The 16,683-nt window shown below is 73.1% G+C and carries 20 protein-coding genes; 4 read left to right on the top strand and 16 right to left on the bottom strand.

Features of this window, described 5'->3' with window-relative positions; translation table 11 throughout:
* Window positions 1-33: 33 nt before the first annotated feature.
* From trpC to hisI, 6 genes are all read right to left on the bottom strand, one after another.
* Window positions 34-843: an indole-3-glycerol phosphate synthase TrpC gene (trpC, locus tag ACLF5H_RS18755; protein WP_421677155.1), complete on the bottom strand. Its 810-nt coding sequence runs from the start codon at window positions 841-843 to the stop codon at window positions 34-36.
* 144 nt (window positions 844-987) lie between these two features.
* Window positions 988-1,422, bottom strand: a complete 435-nt coding sequence (locus ACLF5H_RS18750) for a DUF2752 domain-containing protein (protein ID WP_421677187.1) — start codon at window positions 1,420-1,422, stop codon at window positions 988-990.
* Window positions 1,423-1,692: 270 nt separating this feature from the next.
* Window positions 1,693-1,950 (bottom strand): HGxxPAAW family protein, encoded by a 258-nt coding sequence (locus ACLF5H_RS18745; RefSeq protein WP_421677154.1) that lies wholly within the window; start codon window positions 1,948-1,950, stop codon window positions 1,693-1,695.
* 162 nt (window positions 1,951-2,112) lie between these two features.
* Window positions 2,113-2,751, bottom strand: coding sequence for a TIGR02234 family membrane protein (locus tag ACLF5H_RS18740; RefSeq protein ID WP_421677153.1), 639 nt, complete (start codon window positions 2,749-2,751; stop codon window positions 2,113-2,115).
* Window positions 2,752-2,802: 51 nt separating this feature from the next.
* Window positions 2,803-4,281: an anthranilate synthase component I gene (locus ACLF5H_RS18735; RefSeq protein ID WP_421677152.1), complete on the bottom strand. Its 1,479-nt coding sequence runs from the start codon at window positions 4,279-4,281 to the stop codon at window positions 2,803-2,805.
* An 11-nt stretch (window positions 4,282-4,292) separates the two neighbouring features.
* On the bottom strand, window positions 4,293-4,691 hold the full coding sequence (hisI, locus tag ACLF5H_RS18730; protein WP_153814597.1) for a phosphoribosyl-AMP cyclohydrolase: 399 nt from the start codon (window positions 4,689-4,691) through the stop codon (window positions 4,293-4,295).
* An 82-nt stretch (window positions 4,692-4,773) separates the two neighbouring features.
* Between hisI and ACLF5H_RS18725 the strand changes: the two genes are divergently transcribed.
* Together ACLF5H_RS18725 and ACLF5H_RS18720 are read left to right on the top strand one after the other, a co-directional pair.
* Window positions 4,774-5,409, top strand: coding sequence for a TIGR03085 family metal-binding protein (locus tag ACLF5H_RS18725; RefSeq protein WP_421677151.1), 636 nt, complete (start codon window positions 4,774-4,776; stop codon window positions 5,407-5,409).
* Window positions 5,410-5,424: 15 nt separating this feature from the next.
* Window positions 5,425-5,823, top strand: a complete 399-nt coding sequence (locus tag ACLF5H_RS18720; protein WP_421677150.1) for a VOC family protein — start codon at window positions 5,425-5,427, stop codon at window positions 5,821-5,823.
* 40 nt (window positions 5,824-5,863) lie between these two features.
* Here the strand turns inward: ACLF5H_RS18720 and ACLF5H_RS18715 are convergent, their stop codons facing one another.
* The 10 genes from ACLF5H_RS18715 to hisD all read right to left on the bottom strand — a co-directional run bounded on the left by ACLF5H_RS18715 (window position 5,864) and on the right by hisD (window position 13,648).
* A complete protein-coding gene (locus tag ACLF5H_RS18715; RefSeq protein WP_421677149.1) occupies window positions 5,864-7,102 on the bottom strand; it encodes an MFS transporter in 1,239 nt (412 codons plus the stop codon).
* Between the two features lie 65 nt (window positions 7,103-7,167).
* Complete coding sequence (locus tag ACLF5H_RS18710; protein WP_421677148.1) at window positions 7,168-7,794, bottom strand: ArsR/SmtB family transcription factor; 627 nt, start codon at window positions 7,792-7,794, stop codon at window positions 7,168-7,170.
* 119 nt (window positions 7,795-7,913) lie between these two features.
* Window positions 7,914-8,687: an imidazole glycerol phosphate synthase subunit HisF gene (gene hisF / locus ACLF5H_RS18705; protein WP_421677147.1), complete on the bottom strand. Its 774-nt coding sequence runs from the start codon at window positions 8,685-8,687 to the stop codon at window positions 7,914-7,916.
* A gap of 6 nt (window positions 8,688-8,693) precedes the next feature.
* Complete coding sequence (locus tag ACLF5H_RS18700) at window positions 8,694-9,089, bottom strand: RidA family protein (RefSeq protein ID WP_421677146.1); 396 nt, start codon at window positions 9,087-9,089, stop codon at window positions 8,694-8,696.
* Window positions 9,086-9,811: a bifunctional 1-(5-phosphoribosyl)-5-((5-phosphoribosylamino)methylideneamino)imidazole-4-carboxamide isomerase/phosphoribosylanthranilate isomerase PriA gene (priA, locus tag ACLF5H_RS18695; RefSeq protein ID WP_128789623.1), complete on the bottom strand. Its 726-nt coding sequence runs from the start codon at window positions 9,809-9,811 to the stop codon at window positions 9,086-9,088. Before priA ends, ACLF5H_RS18700 begins: the two co-directional genes overlap by 4 nt.
* Before the next feature lie 3 nt (window positions 9,812-9,814).
* On the bottom strand, window positions 9,815-10,459 hold the full coding sequence (gene hisH / locus ACLF5H_RS18690; RefSeq protein WP_421677186.1) for an imidazole glycerol phosphate synthase subunit HisH: 645 nt from the start codon (window positions 10,457-10,459) through the stop codon (window positions 9,815-9,817).
* On the bottom strand, window positions 10,456-10,620 hold the full coding sequence (locus tag ACLF5H_RS18685; protein ID WP_421677145.1) for a hypothetical protein: 165 nt from the start codon (window positions 10,618-10,620) through the stop codon (window positions 10,456-10,458). The genes hisH and ACLF5H_RS18685 overlap by 4 nt, the downstream gene beginning before the upstream one ends.
* 3 nt (window positions 10,621-10,623) lie before the next feature.
* Window positions 10,624-11,217 carry an imidazoleglycerol-phosphate dehydratase HisB gene (gene hisB, locus ACLF5H_RS18680; RefSeq protein ID WP_085564273.1) on the bottom strand — a complete coding sequence of 198 codons (594 nt, stop codon included), beginning with the start codon at window positions 11,215-11,217 and terminating at the stop codon, window positions 10,624-10,626.
* A complete protein-coding gene (locus ACLF5H_RS18675) occupies window positions 11,214-12,326 on the bottom strand; it encodes a histidinol-phosphate transaminase (RefSeq protein ID WP_421677144.1) in 1,113 nt (370 codons plus the stop codon). The genes hisB and ACLF5H_RS18675 overlap by 4 nt, the downstream gene beginning before the upstream one ends.
* Complete coding sequence (hisD, locus tag ACLF5H_RS18670; RefSeq protein ID WP_421677143.1) at window positions 12,323-13,648, bottom strand: histidinol dehydrogenase; 1,326 nt, start codon at window positions 13,646-13,648, stop codon at window positions 12,323-12,325. Before hisD ends, ACLF5H_RS18675 begins: the two co-directional genes overlap by 4 nt.
* A 195-nt stretch (window positions 13,649-13,843) precedes the next feature.
* On the opposite strand from hisD, the gene ACLF5H_RS18665 reads away from it, so the two are divergent.
* Both ACLF5H_RS18665 and ACLF5H_RS18660 read left to right on the top strand, forming a co-directional pair.
* The gene (locus tag ACLF5H_RS18665) at window positions 13,844-15,421 is read left to right on the top strand and encodes an oxidoreductase (RefSeq protein ID WP_421677142.1); all 1,578 of its coding nucleotides are present in this window, start codon (window positions 13,844-13,846) and stop codon (window positions 15,419-15,421) included.
* 170 nt (window positions 15,422-15,591) lie between these two features.
* Complete coding sequence (locus tag ACLF5H_RS18660) at window positions 15,592-16,677, top strand: hypothetical protein (protein ID WP_421677141.1); 1,086 nt, start codon at window positions 15,592-15,594, stop codon at window positions 16,675-16,677.
* Window positions 16,678-16,683: the final 6 nt, after the last annotated feature.

Below are 16,683 nucleotides of genomic sequence, written 5' to 3'. Positions count from 1 at the left end.
GGTCGCAGTCATCGGGGTCAGCCTAGCGGGGGCTCAGTCGCGGCCGTGCCGCAGCGCGGGGTGCTCGCCCGCGGCGACCATGTCGGAGACGGCGGTCCTCGGGTCGCGGCCGGTGACCAGGGACTCGCCCACCAGGACGGCGTCGGCGCCGGCGTTGGCGTAGGCGATCAGGTCGTGCGGACCGCGCACACCGGACTCGGCGACCTTGACGATGCCCTCGGGGATCTCCGGGGCGACCCGCTCGAAGGTGCCGCGGTCGACCTCGAGGGACTTGAGGTTGCGCGCGTTGACACCGATGATCCGGGCGCCCGCGGCCACGGCGCGCTCGACCTCGTCCTCGTCGTGCACCTCGACCAGCGGGGTGAGACCGATGGAGACGGCGCGCTCGATCAGGGACTCCAGGGCCGGCTGCTCCAGGGCGGCCACGATCAGCAGGGCGAGGTCGGCGCCGTACGCGCGGGCCTCCCACAGCTGGTACGAGGTGACGATGAAGTCCTTGCGCAGCACCGGGATGTCCACGCGGGCGCGGACGGCCTCCAGGTCGGCGAGGGAGCCGCCGAAGCGGCGCTGTTCGGTGAGGACGGAGATGACGGCGGCACCGCCCGCCTCGTAGTCCGCGGCCAGCCCGGCCGGGTCGGCGATCGCGGCCAGCGCGCCCTTGGAGGGGCTGGAGCGCTTGACCTCGCAGATCACCTTGACGCCGTCGCCCCGGAGCGCGGCCACCCCGTCCTTGGCGGCGGGTGCTTTGGCCGCGCGCTCCTTGAGCTCGTCGAGGCTGACGCGTGCCTGCCGCTCCGCGAGGTCGGCACGGACTCCGTCGATGATCTCGTCGAGCACACTCACGCGAGCGGCCCCCTTTCAGACGGTTGGTTCCTTCAGTTCCTTCAGGTTGTGAAAACCCTTGGTCACTCGATGGTATCCGGAGCAGGGCCCCGGCCTCGCATCCGGTGGACGCCGGTTTCACTCCTTGGACATCGGCGCCGCAGGTCAGGGGTGCAGCCAGGCGCCGAACGGCAGATTGCGCACCACGGTGAACACCAGCAGCAGCGTGCCGATGACCCACATCTCGGCGTTGCCGAGTTCGAGCCGCGCGGGCCGGCCGCGCCACGCCCGTGCGGCCCAGACCGCCCACAGCACCGCGAAGAGGAAGTAGCCGGCCACCGCGGGCGCGTTGTCGTGCAGCGCGGCCGGCAGGTCCCCGTGCACGAACGCGTGCGCGCTGCGCAGTCCGCCGCAGCCGGGGCAGTACAGGCCGGTGAACCGGTAGAGGGGGCAGACCGGGTAGTGGCCGGGATGGTTCGGATCGACGATGCCGACATAGGCGAAGGCACCGGCGACGGCCGCGAGCACACCGGCGGGGGTGGAAAGGCGCCGCCACAGGGGCGCCGGGGGCGGTCCCTGGGCACCGGGCACTGAGGGCAGGGCCCGGGTGCCGGGTGCCCAGGGCAGGTCCCGGGCGTCCGGGGATGAAGGACGGGGGCGGGCGGTGTCCGGCCAAAGGTCGGTCCGGGCAGCGGGGAAGGACGCGGCGGGCGGGGCCGGTCGGTCGGCGGCGGTCACGTCAGGCATTCTCGCCGACGCGGCGGCCGTGCGCGCGGGGGCGTGCGCCGGGGCCCGGCACACGCGAAAGGGCGGCCGGGTCCGTCAGGGACACCGGGCCGCCCTCCGCGAAGAGGTGCCGTGCTCGGCCGCTCAGCTCTCCACCGCGACGGGCTCGCGCGCGGCGAGGGGCGCACCGCCGACCATCGCGAGGGGCTTCTGGTTGTTGCCGAGGCCCATGAGCTTCATGATGCCGCCGACGACCGCGCCGCCGATGATGAGGGCCATGCCGGCCCAGAAGCCGATGGCGTTGGACATCACCATGAAGGCGCCGGCGACCAGGAAGCCGATGAAGGAAATGATGACTCCGGTCCAGGCGGCTGGGGTGTGACCGTGGTTGCTGCCCGCCATGTCTGTGCTCCTCGTTGCTGTGTACGTGTCCCAGAAGAGCGACGTACGTGTCGTACGGCTCCGAGCCCGCCCGTCAAGCCGGACGCTCGCCGTCCATTGTCCCGTACGCCTACGCGTGCCGGACGCGGGGGTGGCGTCTGGTTCGCCACATCCGCGCGGGGGTCAGGCGCCGGTGGGGTCCTCGCCCCGGTCCAGGGCCTTCCAGATCTCCTCGGGGCGCTCCGGATCCACCGGCCTGGCCGTCCTGCGGGGGCGGTCGGTGCCGCGCTCGTAGCGCCCGGACATGGCGGGCCAGCCGCTGCCGAAGCGCAGCGCGAGCAGCCCCGCGAGCAGGATCAGCAGACCGCCGGCGGCCGCCACGTAGGGCCAGCCGGTGTGGCTGAGCGCCGCGACCGTGGCGGTGGTGTCGCCGCTGGCCTGGGCGGCCTTCTCGTCCAGCGCGGTGCTGTCGGAGGCGGAGACCAGGGCGGCGGCCATGATGCCCGCGCCGGACAGCGCGAGCAGCCCGGAGACGAGGAAGCGGCCGGCCCGGCGGACGGCGAAGACGGCGACGAGCGCGGCGAGGCCCACTATGGCGAGGGCCGCGGGCACGCCCGTGACATCGCTGCCCTTCGCGGTGAGCGGGAACGCGCCGCCGGCCACCGACGCGGTGCCCTCCGCCCAGCGCTGCCGGCTGGCGAGCAGCGCCACGGCCGCGCCGAGCGCGCCGAACAGGAGGGCCACGGCGAGGCTCCGGCGGCCGGAGCGGGCGGGCTCGGCGGCTTCGGAACGGGGGTGAGGAACGGCAGTCACGTACTCCACTATCGCCTGGACCCCGGGCGAAGCGTCACCCGGGGTTCCGTGAGACGCGCCCTATTCGCCGAGCCGGTTGGCCGTGTGCACCGCCCGCAGCACCGCCGCGGCCTTGTTGCGGCACTCCTGGTCCTCGGCGACCGGGTCGGAGTCGGCGACGATGCCCGCCCCGGCCTGCACATACGCGGTGCCGTCGCGCAGCAGGGCGGTACGGATGGCGATCGCGGTGTCGGAGTCGCCCGCGAAGTCGAGGTAGCCGACACAGCCGCCGTACAGACCGCGCCGGGACGGTTCGAGTTCGTCGATGATCTGCATCGCGCGGGGCTTGGGGGCGCCGGAGAGGGTGCCGGCCGGGAAGCAGGCGGTGAGCACGTCGAAGGCGGTGCGGCCGTCGGCGACCCGTCCGGTGACGGTGGAGACGATGTGCATCACGTGCGAGTAGCGCTCGACGGACATGAAGTCGACCACCTCGACCGAGCCGGGCTCGCAGACCCGTCCGAGGTCATTGCGCCCGAGGTCGACCAGCATGAGGTGCTCGGCGCGCTCCTTGGGGTCGGCGAGCAGCTCCTCGGCGAGCGCCTGGTCCTCGCGCGGGGTGGCGCCGCGGTGCCGGGTGCCGGCGATGGGGTGGACCATGGCCCGCCCGTCCTCGACCTTGACCAGGGCCTCGGGGGACGAGCCGACGACATCGAAGCCGTCGAAGCGGAACAGGTACATGTACGGCGAGGGGTTGGTGGCCCGCAGCACCCGGTAGACGTCCAGGGCGCTCGCCGTGCACGGGGTCTCGAAGCGCTGGGAGGGGACGACCTGGAAGGCCTCGCCCGCGCGGATGCGCTCCTTGACGTCCTCCACGGCGCGCCGGAAGTCGGGGCCGCCCCACAGCGCGGTGTACTCGGGCAGCTCGGAGGGCGGCAGCACGGCCGGGGGCTGGGCCACGGCGCGGGTGAGGTCGGCCTCCATGGCGTCGAGGCGGGCCACCGCGTCGTGGTACGCCTCGTCCACGCCGGTGTCCAGGTCGTTGTGGTTGATCGCGTTGGCGATCAGCAGGACCGAGCCCTCCCAGTGGTCCATGACGGCGAGGTCGCTGGTCAGGAGCATGGTCAGCTCGGGGAGCCGCAGATCGTCGCGCTCGCCGGGGCCGATCTTCTCCAGGCGGCGCACGATGTCGTAGCCGAGGTAGCCGACCATGCCGCCGGTGAACGGGGGCAGGCCCTCGGTGTGCGGGGTGTGCAGGGCCTGGAGGGTGGCGCGCAGGGCCGTGAGGGGGTCGCCGTCGACGGGGACACCGACGGGCGGGGTGCCGAGCCAGTGGGCCGCGCCGTCCCGGGCGGTGAGGGTGGCGGCGCTGCGCACGCCCACGAAGGAGTAGCGCGACCAGGAGCGGCCGTTCTCCGCGGACTCCAGCAGGAAGGTCCCGGGGCGTTCACCGGCCAGCTTGCGGTAGAGGGCCACCGGGGTGTCGCCGTCGGCGAGCAGCTTGCGGGTGACCGGGATGACACGCCGGTCGGCGGCGAGCTTGCGGAAGGTCTCCAGGTCCATGGCGGCGGGCCTCACTGGTCCGCGCCGGACGGGAGACCGGCGTCCTTGAGGAGCACGTCCTCGTCGAAGCAGGTGCGCGCGCCGGTGTGGCAGGCGGCGCCCTCCTGGTCGACCTGGACCAGCACGGTGTCGGCGTCGCAGTCCAGCGCGACCGACTTCACCCATTGGACGTGGCCGGAGGTGTCGCCCTTGACCCAGTACTCCTGGCGGCTGCGCGACCAGTAGGTGCAGCGGCCGGTGGTCAGGGTCCGGTGCAGCGCCTCGTCGTCCATCCAGCCGAGCATGAGCACCTCTCCGGTGTCGTGCTGCTGGGCGATGGCGGGCAGGAGGCCGTCGGCGCCGCGCTTGAGGCGGGCGGCGATCTCCGGGTCGAGGCTGCTGGGCCGGGGGGTGCCGGGCGTACTGGTCATAGGTGCCATTGTGCCGCGCGCCACTGACAACTCCGGGCGGGTGTCCACTGCGCGGACCGGCGGCGGGTCGTAGGCTGACCCCATGTCGACCTTCGCCAAGCGTGAACGGCTCCTGTTCGCCGACCTCTTGGAAACCGTGGGCCCGGACGCGCCGACTCTCTGCGAGGGCTGGCGGACCCGGGACCTCGCCGCGCATGTGATCGTGCGCGAGCGCCGCCCGGACGCGGCCGGGGGCTCGCTGATCAAGCAGCTCGCCCCGCGCCTGGAGAGGGTGACGGCGGAGTACACCGCGAAGCCGTACGAGGAACTGATCCAGCTGATCCGCACGGGCCCGCCGCGGTTCTCGCCGTTCCAGGTCAAGCAGGTGGACGAGGCCGCGAACACGGTGGAGTTCTACGTGCACACCGAGGACGTGCGCCGGGCGCAGCCGGACTGGAGCGCGCGGGAGCTTGACCCGGTGTTCCAGGACGCGCTGTGGTCGCGTCTGGAGCGCACGGCGCGGCTGCTGGGACGCGGGGTGCCGACGGGTCTGGTGCTGCGCCGCCCCGACGGACAGACCGTGGTGGCGCACAAGGGCGTCCCCGTGGTCACGGCCACCGGGGAGCCGTCCGAGCTGCTGCTGTTCGCGTTCGGCCGGGACCGGGCGGCGCGGGTGGAGCTGGAGGGCGAGGCGGACGCCATCGACAAGCTGCACTCCTCCAAGCAGCTGGGGTTCTGACCAGGGAGACCGGCCGTGATCAAGGTCGCGATGACCGGGGTGTACGTGGACGACGTGGCGCGGGCGCACGCCTTCTACACGGACGTCCTCGGCTTCGAGACGCGCACCCGTATGGATCTCGGGGACGGCGTCCTCTTCGTGACCGTCGGCGCGCCCGAGGGCGCCCAGCCCGACCTCCAGCTGCTCCTGGAGCCCGGCCAGGGCCCCATCGCCGAGTCCTACCGCCACGCGCTGTACGAGGCGGGCATCCCCTGCATCGTCTTCTCGGTGGACGACCTCGCCGCCGAGCACCGGCGCCTGAGCGGCTTGGGGGTCCGCTTCCCCCATGGTCCGCGGGAGCAGGGGCCGGTACTGGCGGCGGTGTTCGACGACACGTGCGGCAATCTGGTGCAGCTGGTTCAGCCGAAGGGATGAACGCCGGGGGGCATGGAACCCGGGCGTGCGGTCATGGGCCTCAGACGGGCAGTTCCGCGCGGCGCAGGGCCGGTACGACGAGGGCGACGACCCCGCCGAGGGCGCACACGGAGGCGCTGACCAGGTAGACCGGGCCGAGCCCCCAGGTGCCGATCGCGGCGGCGGCGAGGGGCATGCTCAGCGGGGTGAAGCCGAGGCTGATCAGGCTGGAGACGGCGGTGACCCGGCCGAGGTAGGCGGGGTCGGCCTGGGTCTGGAGCAGGGCGCCGCACATGGCGCCGCTGAGGCCGGTCAGCAGGCCGACGAGCAGGGCGGTGCCGACGGCCGCCCAGAGGCCGGGCGCGTAGGCGAGGGCGCCGATGGCCAGGGATCCGCCGACGATGGTGACCCCGGCGACCAGCCCGGCGCGCGGCAGCCGTCCCCGCAGGGTGAGCAGCAGCGAGGCCGCGCCGGCCCCCACGCCGAACCCGGCGAGCACCCAGCCCATCCCCGCGGCGCCCCAGCCGCGATGGTCCGCGAGCAGGGTGAGGCCGACATTGAGCGGGCCGACGAAGCCCAGGTCGCCGAGGGCGATGGCGAGCATCAGCGGGGCGAGGACGCGGTGGCCGCGGATGTAGCGCAGCCCGGCGGCGAGGTCGGCCCGGGCGGTGGCGCGGGGGCCGTCCGTCCGGTCGCCCGGCAGCTCCCGTATCCGCACCGAGAGCAGCAACGGCACGGACACGGCGATCAGCGCTCCGGCGAGGGCGAAGGCCGCGGCGGCGCCGCCGACGGCCACGCCGAGGCCGCCGAGCGGGGCGCCGACCACGCTCGCGAAGCGGATGGCCAGGCCGCGCATGCCCTGGACGCGGGCCAGCTGGTCCTTGCCGGTGACCCGGGCGGGCAGGGCGCCCACGGCGGGCACGAACACGGCGTCCACGGTGCCGAAGACCAGCGCGAGCAGGGCGAGCGGCCAGAGGCCGGGACTGGTGAGGTACAGCAGGGCGGCCACCGCGAGGACGGCGGCACAGCGCAGGGCGTCGCTGCCGATGACGACCCGCCGGGGCCCGAGCCGGTCGGCGATCACTCCCCCGCCGAGCATCAGCACCGCCCGGGGCAGCGCGCTCGCCGACATCACCAGACCGGCCTGCGCCGCGGTCCCGGCCCGTACGGCCGCCCAGGACAGCGCCAGGTAGTACACGCTGTCGCCGAGCATGGAGCACGTGTAGGCGGTCAGCCAGCGCCGCACATTGGGGTCCCGGTGGGCCTGTACGGCGGCCGGGGTGACGAGGGTCGAGCTCAAGGCGGGCTCCTTGTGAGGCCGAGAGGTGTGAGACCGGGGCGGGAGGGCGGGGGCGTCGGCGGGGCTCAGGCGCGGAAGGGGAACGCGTACGTGTGCACCGCGACGTTCTCGCGGCCCTCGGCCCCTCCCGCGGCCTCTCCCGCGGCCTCTCCCGCGGCCTGCTCCGCGGCCTCCGCCGCCCGGCCGAGCTCGTCGTACCGCCGCACGAGGGCGAGCATCTCCCGGGTCAGCTCGGCGAGTTCGCCCGGCGTGAGCCGCAGCACCGCCTCGGAGGAGACCGCGCCGGGTGCCCACCGCTCGCCCCAGTGCGGGCGTTCGTCCAGGAAGCGCAGGTACATGTCGGACCGCTGGGCGAAGAAGAGCCGGCTCGCGGCGGTGTGCGCGGCGATCTGCTCGGGGGCGTCGCGGAAGTCCTCGTCGCGGATCCGCACTCCGTCGGAGGCCGGCCGCCACCAGCGCTCCCGCCCGTCCCCGCTCCCCGGCTCCGCCTCCTCGATCAGCCCGTGCTCGGCGAGCTTGCGCAGGTGATAGCTGGCCAGCGAGACCGCCTCGTCGACCCGCTCGGCGAGCTGGGAGGCGGTGGCGGTCCCGGCGAGGGTCAGGGCCCGGTACAGCCGCATCCGCAGGGGGTGGGCGAGCGCCTTGAGCGTGCCCATGTCCTGGATCCGGCGGTCGCTTTCCTTCTCTGCCATGCCCATGACCCTAGATGCGAAAGAAATATTGCGCAACAAACTTTGCGCAACTTCCCTTTCACATCCGGGCGTGCGAAGGCCCCGGCGGCTCAGCCACCGGGGCCCGGGGAACGCGCCCGTCAGCGGACGGGGTGTCCCGCCTCCCGCAGGGTCTCCTTGACCTCGCCGATGCGCAGGTCGCCGAAGTGGAAGACGGAGGCCGCCAGGACCGCGTCCGCGCCGGCGGTGATCGCCGGCGGGAAGTGGGCCAGCCTGCCCGCGCCGCCGGAGGCGATCACCGGCACCGAGACATGCTTGCGGACGGCCGCGATCATCTCCAGGTCGTAGCCGTCCTTGGTGCCGTCGGCGTCCATCGAGTTCAGCAGGATCTCGCCCGCGCCCAGCTCGGCGGCCCGGTGCGCCCACTCGACGGCGTCGATGCCGGTGCCCCGGCGGCCGCCGTGCGTGGTCACCTCGAAGGAACCGGAACCGGACCCGGACCCGGACCCGGTGCGCCGGGCGTCCACCGACAGGACCAGCACCTGGCGCCCGAAACGCTCGGCGATCTCGCGGATCAGCTCGGGCCGGGCGATCGCCGCGGTGTTCACGCCCACCTTGTCGGCGCCGGCCCGCAGCAGCTTGTCCACGTCCTCGGCGGTGCGCACGCCGCCGCCGACGGTGAGCGGGATGAACACCTGCTCGGCGGTGCGGCGCACCACGTCGTACGTCGTCTCCCGGTCGCCCGAGGACGCGGTGATGTCCAGGAACGTCAGCTCGTCGGCGCCCTCGGCGTCGTACACCTTGGCCATCTCGACGGGGTCGCCCGCGTCGCGCAGGTTCTGGAAGTTCACGCCCTTGACGACCCGGCCGTTGTCCACGTCCAGGCAGGGGATGACTCGGACCGCCAGGGTCATGACTGCTCAGGCTCCTCTGAATGCTTCAAGCTCTACTTCGACCAGGATGCGCGGGTCCACGAAGCCCTCGACGACCAGCAGGGTCGAGGCGGGGCGCACGGAGTCGAACAGCTCCTTGTGGGCCCGGCCCGCCTCGTCGACATCGCGCACATGGCTCAGGTACATACGGGTGCGAATCACGGACTCGATACCGGGTCCGAGCTCCTTGAGCGCCTCCAGCGCGTTGCCGAAGGCGACCCTGGTCTGCTCGTACGGATCGCCCTCGCCGTACAGGACCGTGCCCTTGAAGGAAGTCGTGCCGCCCACCAGGACCCGGTCCCCCGCCGCCACGGCGCGCGCGAAACCGAAACTCTCTTCCCAGGGACTTCCGCTCTGCACCCGCCGGGCGCCTTCCGATGTCATGACGCCACAGCCTCCAAGGCCTCTTCCAGGGTGAACGCCTTCGCGTAGAGGGCCTTCCCGACGATGGAACCCTCGACACCGAGCGGCACCAGTTCGGCGATGGCGCGCAGGTCGGCCAGGGACGACACGCCGCCGGAGGCCACGACCGGCCGGTCGGTGGCCGCGCACACGGTGCGCAGCAGCTCCAGGTTGGGGCCCTGGAGGGTGCCGTCCTTGGCGATGTCGGTGACGACGTAGCGCGCGCAGCCCTCCTTGTTCAGGCGGTCCAGCGTCTCGTAGAGGTCGCCGCCGTCGCGGGTCCAGCCGCGGCCGCGCAGGGTGGTGCCGCGCACGTCCAGGCCCACCGCGATCTTGTCGCCGTGCTCCGCGATCACCTTGGCGACCCACTCGGGGGTCTCCAGGGCGGCGGTGCCGAGGTTGACGCGGGTGCAGCCGGTGGCGAGGGCGGCGGCGAGGGTGTCGTCGTCGCGGATGCCGCCGGACAGCTCCACCTTGATGTCCATGGCGCGGGCCACCTCGGCGATCAGCGCCCGGTTGTCACCGGTGCCGAAGGCCGCGTCCAGGTCGACCAGGTGCAGCCACTCGGCGCCGGACCGCTGCCAGGCGAGGGCGGCCTCCAGCGGGGAGCCGTAGGAGGTCTCGGTCCCGGACTCGCCGTGGACGAGGCGTACGGCCTGGCCGTCGCGGACGTCGACGGCGGGGAGGAGTTCGAGCTTGGCCATGGTCTACAGGGTTCCGATCCAGTTGGTGAGGAGCTGGGCACCGGCGTCGCCGGACTTCTCGGGGTGGAACTGGGTGGCCCACAGGGCGCCGTTCTCCACCGCCGCGACGAAGGGCTTGCCGTGCGTGGCCCAGGTGACCTTGGGCGCGGCGATCAGCGGGTTGTGGGTCTCGTGCGTCCAGTCATGGACGGCGTAGGAGTGCACGAAGTAGAAGCGGGCGTCGGCGTCCAGGTGCGCGAACAGCTCGGAGTCGGCGGGCGCGTCGACGGTGTTCCAGCCCATGTGGGGCACGACATCGGCCTCCAGGGGGCCGACGGTGCCGGGCCATTCCTCCAGGCCCTCGGCCTGGACGCCGTGCTCGATGCCGCGCGAGAACAGGATCTGCATGCCGACGCAGATGCCCATCACCGGGCGGCCGCCGGACAGCCGGCGGTCGATGACCCAGTCACCGCGGGCGTCGAGCAGGCCCCGCATACAGGCGGCGAAGGCGCCGACGCCCGGCACCAGCAGGCCGTCCGCGTTCATCGCCGCGTCGAAGTCGCGCGTGATCTCCACGTCGGCGCCGACCCGTGCCAGGGCGCGCTCGGCCGAGCGGACATTGCCGAAGCCGTAGTCGAAGACGACGACCTTCTTCGCGGCCGCGCTCAATTCCACACCTGCAACCGCATGACGCCGGCGACCAGGCACAGCCCGGCCGCGAGGGAGAGCAGCACGATCAGGCTCGTGGGCATCTTCTGCTTGACGAAGGAGATGATGCCGCCGACCAGGAAGAGGCCGACGACGATCAGGAGGGTCGACAGACCGGTCATGGGTTACAGCGCGCCCTTCGTCGACGGGAGGATGCCGGCCGCGCGCGGGTCGCGCTCGGAGGCGTAACGCAGCGCCCGGGCGAGCGCCTTGAACTGGCACTCCACGATGTGGTGGGCGTTGCGTCCGTACGGTACGTGAACGTGCAGCGCGATCTGCGCCTGGGCCACGAAGGACTCCAGGATGTGCCGGGTCATCGTGGTGTCGTACTCGCCGATCATCGGCGCCATGCGCTCGGGCTCGGTGTGCACGAGGTAGGGGCGGCCGGACAGGTCGACGGTGACCTGGGCGAGGGACTCGTCCAGCGGGACCGTGCAGTTGCCGAAGCGGTAGATGCCCACCTTGTCGCCGAGCGCCTGCTTGAAGGCGGCGCCGAGCGCGAGGGCGGTGTCCTCGATGGTGTGGTGGGAGTCGATGTGCAGATCACCGTCGGTCTTCACGGTCAGATCGAACAGACCGTGCCGGCCGAGCTGGTCGAGCATGTGGTCGTAGAAGCCGACGCCGGTGGCGATGTCGGTCCGCCCGGTGCCGTCGAGGTCTATCTCGACCAGGACCGAGGTCTCCTTGGTGGTGCGCTCGACGCGCCCTACGCGGCTCATGCCTCAAGCTCCTTCTTGACTTCACGTACGGCGTCGAGGAACGCGTCGTTCTCCGCGGGGGTGCCGGCCGAGACCCGCAGCCATCCCGGTACGCCGTTGTCCCGGACCAGGACGCCCCGGTCGAGGATCTTCCGCCAGACTCCGTGGGCGTCGGCGAACCGGCCGAACTGCACGAAGTTGGCGTCGGACTCGACGACGTCGTAGCCGATCGCGCGCAACTCGGCGACCAGCCGGTCCCGCTCGGACTTCAGCTGCTCGACATAGCCGAGCAGGGTGTCGGTGTGCTCCAGGGCGGCCAGCGCGGTCGCCTGGGTGATCGCCGACAGGTGGTACGGCAGCCGGACCAGCTGCACGGCGTCCACCACGGCCGGGTCGGCCGCGAGGTAGCCGAGGCGCAGGCCCGCCGCGCCGAACGCCTTGGACATGGTGCGCGAGATCACCAGGTGCGGGCGGCCTTCGAGCAGCGGCAGCAGCGAGGCGCCGTGGCTGAACTCGACGTACGCCTCGTCCACGACCACCATCGACGGCTTGGCCGCCTGCGCCGCGTCGTACAGAGCGCGGACCGTCCCGGGCGGAATCGCGTTGCCCGTGGGGTTGTTGGGGGTGGTGAGGAAGACGACGTCCGGCCGGTGCTCGGCGATGGCGCGCGCGGCGGCGGCCGGGTCGATGGTGAAGTCCTCGCCCCGCGGACCGGGGATCCAGCCGGTGCCGGTGCCGCGGGCGATGAGCGCGTGCATCGAGTACGACGGTTCGAAGCCGATCGCGCTGCGGCCGGGACCGCCGAAGGTCTGGAGCAGCTGCTGGATGACCTCGTTGGAGCCGTTGGCCGCCCAGACGTTCTCCAGGGCCAGCGGGAACCCACCGGTGCCGGTGAGGTACTTGGCCAGCTCGGTGCGCAGCTGGACCGCGTCCCGGTCGGGGTAGCGGTTCAGGTGGCGGGCGGCCTCCCGGACCCGCTCCGCGATCCGCTCGACCAGCGGCTCGGGCAGCGGATACGGGTTCTCGTTGGTGTTCAGCCGGACCGGAACGTCCAACTGGGGCGCGCCGTAGGGGGACTTGCCGCGCAGCTCGTCCCGGATGGGGAGGTCGTCGATCCTTACGTCGCTCACTTGCTCTCCGGTACCTTCCAGCCGAACCTCGCCTTGACCGCCGCGCCGTGCGCCGGCAGGTCCTCCGCCTCCGCCAGCGTCACCACGTGGTGCGCGACCTCGGCCAGCGCGTCCTTGGTGTAGTCGACGATGTGGATGCCGCGCAGGAAGGACTGCACGGACAGGCCCGAGGAGTGGCAGGCGCAGCCGCCGGTGGGCAGGACGTGGTTGGATCCGGCCGCGTAGTCGCCGAGGGAGACGGGGGCCCAGGGGCCGATGAAGATCGCGCCCGCGTTGCGCACCCGGTCGGCCACGGCGGTGGCGTCGGCGGTCTGGATCTCCAGGTGCTCGGCGCCGTACGCGTCGACCACCTTCAGACCCTCCTCGACGCCGTCCACCAGGACGATCGCGGACTGCCTGCCCGCGAGGGCCGGGCGGATCCGGTCGTCGACGTGCTTGGTGGCCGCGACCTGCGGCTCCAGCTCCTTCTCCACCGCGTCCGCGAGGTCCGGGGAGTCGGTGACGAGGACGGCGGCCGCGAGCGGGTCGTGCTCGGCCTGGCTGATCAGGTCGGCGGCCACGTGCGCCGGGTCGGCGGTGTCGTCGGCGAGGATCGCGATCTCGGTGGGTCCGGCCTCGGTGTCGATGCCGATCCGGCCGGTGAAGTAGCGCTTGGCGGCGGCCACCCAGATGTTGCCGGGCCCGGTGACCATGTTCGCGGGCGGGCAGGACTCGGTGCCGTACGCGAACATCGCGACGGCGGTGGCGCCGCCGGCCGCGTACACCTCGTCCACGCCGAGCAGGGCGCAGGCGGCCAGGATCGTCGGGTGCGGCAGACCACCGAACTCGGCCTGCGGCGGGGAGGCGAGCGCGATGGACTCGACACCGGCCTCCTGGGCCGGGACCGCGTTCATGATCACGGAGGAGGGGTAGACCGAGCGGCCGCCCGGCGCGTACAGCCCGACGCGCTCGACCGGAACCCATTTCTCGGTCACCGCGCCGCCGGGGACGACCTGGGTGGTGTGGGCGGTGCGGCGCTGCGCGCGGTGCACGAGGCGGGCGCGCCGGACGGACTCCTCCAGGGCGGCGCGGACGTCCGGGTCGAGGCCGGCCAGCGCGTCGGCGAGCGCCCGGGCCGGGACACGGACGGATTCCAGCCGTACCCCGTCGAACCTCTCCGCGAAGTCGATCAGCGCCGCGTCGCCACGATGATGCACGTCCTCGCAGATCGGACGCACCTTCTCCAGGGCGGCCTGAACGTCGAAGTCGGCTCGGGGCAGCAGGTCACGCAGGGCGGGTCCCTCGGGGAGGGCGTCGCCGCGCAGATCGATTCGGGAAATCACAGTCCCAATTCTCTCAGACCGCCGTCCGTAGTCGTCCGCACGTATCAGTGGCTGATACAGGCCGTGGACCAATGCGTGGTACAGACGCTGGCCGGAACTCGGAAGATCCCCTTCACCCCGGGTGTTCCGCGCGTCACTCAGCGGGCATCAACGGCTGGACGAACCACCTGAACAGCGGAGAAAGAAGGAACAGCGGTGACCGAGGGGACCGGCTTCGTCGCCGGGGACCTGCCGGACGACCTGACCGCGGCCGAGGCGGGCATGTGGCAGGCCTTCCGCAACGGCAGTGTGTACGACCTGAGCAGCGGCGATTCCGTCGTGGACGATCCGCACGGCGGGCATCCCTGGGGGCCCGAGCGGTCCGTGCGGGCGCGCATCATCGCCTGGCTGCTGCTGGACGGACCGCCGGCGCTCGCCGGGCGGGTGTCCGCGCTCAAGCTCGCCGGGGTGCGCGTCACGGGCGCCCTGGACCTGGCGGGCGGCACCGTGCGGCCGTACGTCGAGCTGCGGGACTGCCGCTTCGACGAACAGGTGCTGGTGCCGGAGGCGCGGTTCAGCACGCTGCGCCTGGTGAACTGCTCGGTGCCGCGCCTGGAGGCGGCCCGGGTGCACACCGAGGGCGATCTGCATCTGCCGCGCTGCCGCTTCCAGAACGGCGTCCGGCTGACCGACGCGCACATCGGCACCGATCTGCTGCTCAACCAGGCGATCGTGTACCGGGACCGCAGCGGGCGCTCGATCTCCGCGGACGGCCTCAATGTCGGCCAGGACCTCCAGGCGGAGCTGCTGGAGTCGCACGGCGAGCTGCGGCTGCGCGGCGCCCTGATCGGGGTGTCGCTGAGCCTGCGCGGCGCGCGCCTGTCCAACCCGTACTCCCGGCTGGCCCTGAACGCGCCCCAGCTCAGCGTGGAGCGCACCCTGTACCTGACCCCGGCCGGGGTGGGCAACCCGCTGCTCAGCGGCACCACACCGGCGCGCGGGACCCGGATCCAGCGGTTCGAGTGCCAGGGCGGGCTGCGGCTGGACGACGGGCGGTTCGGGGACGCGGTGGACCTGGAGCGGGCCCGGTTCACCCTCACGGACGACCAGGAGCTGTCGCTGCGCCGGGTGCACGCGCCCGAGCTGCGCTTCCTCGGGGACGGTCCGGGGCGCGGCAGGGTGGTGCTGTCGGGGGCGCAGATCATGAACCTGGTGGACCGCGCGGGCGCCTGGCCGGGCGCCGGACGGCTGCACATGGGCGGCTTCGCCTACGAGAACCTGGTGCCGCAGGGCCCGTTCCCGCTGGCCCGGCGCCTGGACTGGATCGCCGCGGCCACCGCCGAGTACGCGCCGGAGCCGTACGAGCGCCTCGCCTCGGTGCTGCGGGAGGCCGGGGAGGACGAGGACGCCCGGGAGGTGCTGCTCGCCAAGCAGCGCAGGCGCCGGGAGACGCTGCCGCTGGCGGGCAAGCTCTGGGGCTATGTGCAGGACCTGACGGTCGCGTACGGCTACCGGCCCGGCCGCGCCGCGGTGTGGATGGCGGTGCTCTGGGCGGCGGGCACCCTCGCCTTCTCGCACGCCGCGCACCCCCCGACGAACCACGACGAGCACCCCTACTGGAGCCCGGCCCTGTTCACGCTGGACCTGCTGCTGCCGGTGATCGACCTCGGCCAGGTCGGCGAGTGGCAGCTGCGCGGCCCCTGGCAGTGGCTGGCGGCCGCGATGATCATGCTGGGCTGGATCCTGGCGACGACGGTGGCGGCGGGGGCGACCCGGCTGCTGCGGCGCAGCTGAGTGCGCGGTCATGTGCGGGCATGTGCGGTCATGTGCGGAAAGGCCGCTCTTGAACCCGCACGCCGTACAAAAGTCGAACAGTCGCCCTTTACCGCTCCTTGAACCTTGGCCGTACAACCTTCCACGATTTCCCCCAAGCCTCTGGCGCTGCCCCGACCTGCGGACTTTCAATGGTCCGCACCATGGTTCCGCTGCCCGCGTTCATCCGCCGCTCCTGGATGTCCCGACACTCCGCGCGCCCGGCCGGGGGGATTCCCGCCGGGGACGAGGCCGTGCTCGACGCGCCCGACGACCGGCTCTCGCCCGCGCTGGTCGCCGCCGGGCGGGGCGAGTACCGGGCCGCGGCCGAGCTGCTGGCCGGCACCCGGGCCGCGGCCGAGTGGGAGAACCACGACCGGTACGCCCGGCGGCTGGCCGCGTTCGCCCGGCTGCGCTCCGAGTGGTTCGAGGACTGGCGGGCGGCCGAGCCGGACGACCCCGGCGCCCTGCTGGTCGCGGCCCAGCTGGCGGTGGACCGGGTGTGGTCCTCACCGGCCCGCGCCGAACTGCTGCGCGAGGTCAGCCCCCTGATCACGGCCGCCGCGCGGGCCGACGACCGGGACCCGGTGCCCTGGCGGATCGCGCTGGACCACGCGCGCGGCTCGCGGGCCGGGCACCGCTACTTCGAGGAGCTGTGGGAGGCGGCGCTGCGCCGCGCCCCGCACCACTACGGCTGTCATGTGGCCGCCCTGCGCTATCTGGGCGCGTTCTGCTGCGTCCGCTTCGGGGACACCCCGCATGTGCCGAGCGCCGCGCACCGCGCCTGCTTCGACTTCGCCGAGCTGGCCGCGCAGGACGCGCCGACGGACTCGCTGGTGCAGGTGCTGCCCGCGTGGGCCGCGTACGGCTATCTGACCGAGGGCGGCGGGCCCGGGGTGCCGCGGCAGCGGCTGGACTCGGCGGCCGACCGCGCGATGGCCCTGTCGGCCCGGTTCGCGGCGGCCGATCCCTCGCCCGCCGGGGTGCGCAACAAGCTGCTCTACGTGCTGCTGCGCCTGGACCGCCCCGAGGACGCCCGCACCCTGGTGCGGCTGATCGGCCCCTATGTGACCTCCTGCCCCTGGGACCGGTTCTCTGACGACCCGCTGGGCCACTTCCTGCGGCTGCGCGAGCACCTGCTGTCAGGGGGCGGGGCGCCCGTTCCGGCCGGGTTGCTGCCGGTGCCCGAGGACCTTCTGCCCGGGCACCGCGGACACGCCCGCGCCGCCGACCATTAGGCTGGG

The organism is Streptomyces sp. LaBMicrA B280 (assembly GCF_049222185.1).
Lineage (GTDB): Bacteria > Actinomycetota > Actinomycetes > Streptomycetales > Streptomycetaceae > Streptomyces > Streptomyces murinus.
This window is presented reverse-complemented; position numbering and strand designations above follow the sequence as displayed.

Excerpts from the sequence above, each read along its gene's own strand:
- ACLF5H_RS18745 (WP_421677154.1), bottom strand. The coding sequence starts at position 1,950 with ATGGCGGGCAGCAACCACGGTCACACCCCAGCCGCCTGGACCGGAGTC.
- ACLF5H_RS18735 (WP_421677152.1), bottom strand. The coding sequence starts at position 4,281 with ATGGACCTGGAGACCTTCCGCAAGCTCGCCGCCGACCGGCGTGTCATC.
- hisI (WP_153814597.1), bottom strand. The coding sequence starts at position 4,691 with ATGACCAGTACGCCCGGCACCCCCCGGCCCAGCAGCCTCGACCCGGAG.
- ACLF5H_RS18725 (WP_421677151.1), top strand. The coding sequence starts at position 4,774 with ATGTCGACCTTCGCCAAGCGTGAACGGCTCCTGTTCGCCGACCTCTTG.
- ACLF5H_RS18710 (WP_421677148.1), bottom strand. The coding sequence starts at position 7,794 with ATGGCAGAGAAGGAAAGCGACCGCCGGATCCAGGACATGGGCACGCTC.
- hisF (WP_421677147.1), bottom strand. The coding sequence starts at position 8,687 with ATGACCCTGGCGGTCCGAGTCATCCCCTGCCTGGACGTGGACAACGGC.
- ACLF5H_RS18700 (WP_421677146.1), bottom strand. The coding sequence starts at position 9,089 with ATGACATCGGAAGGCGCCCGGCGGGTGCAGAGCGGAAGTCCCTGGGAA.
- priA (WP_128789623.1), bottom strand. The coding sequence starts at position 9,811 with ATGGCCAAGCTCGAACTCCTCCCCGCCGTCGACGTCCGCGACGGCCAG.
- ACLF5H_RS18685 (WP_421677145.1), bottom strand. The coding sequence starts at position 10,620 with ATGACCGGTCTGTCGACCCTCCTGATCGTCGTCGGCCTCTTCCTGGTC.
- hisB (WP_085564273.1), bottom strand. The coding sequence starts at position 11,217 with ATGAGCCGCGTAGGGCGCGTCGAGCGCACCACCAAGGAGACCTCGGTC.
- ACLF5H_RS18660 (WP_421677141.1), top strand. The coding sequence starts at position 15,592 with ATGGTCCGCACCATGGTTCCGCTGCCCGCGTTCATCCGCCGCTCCTGG.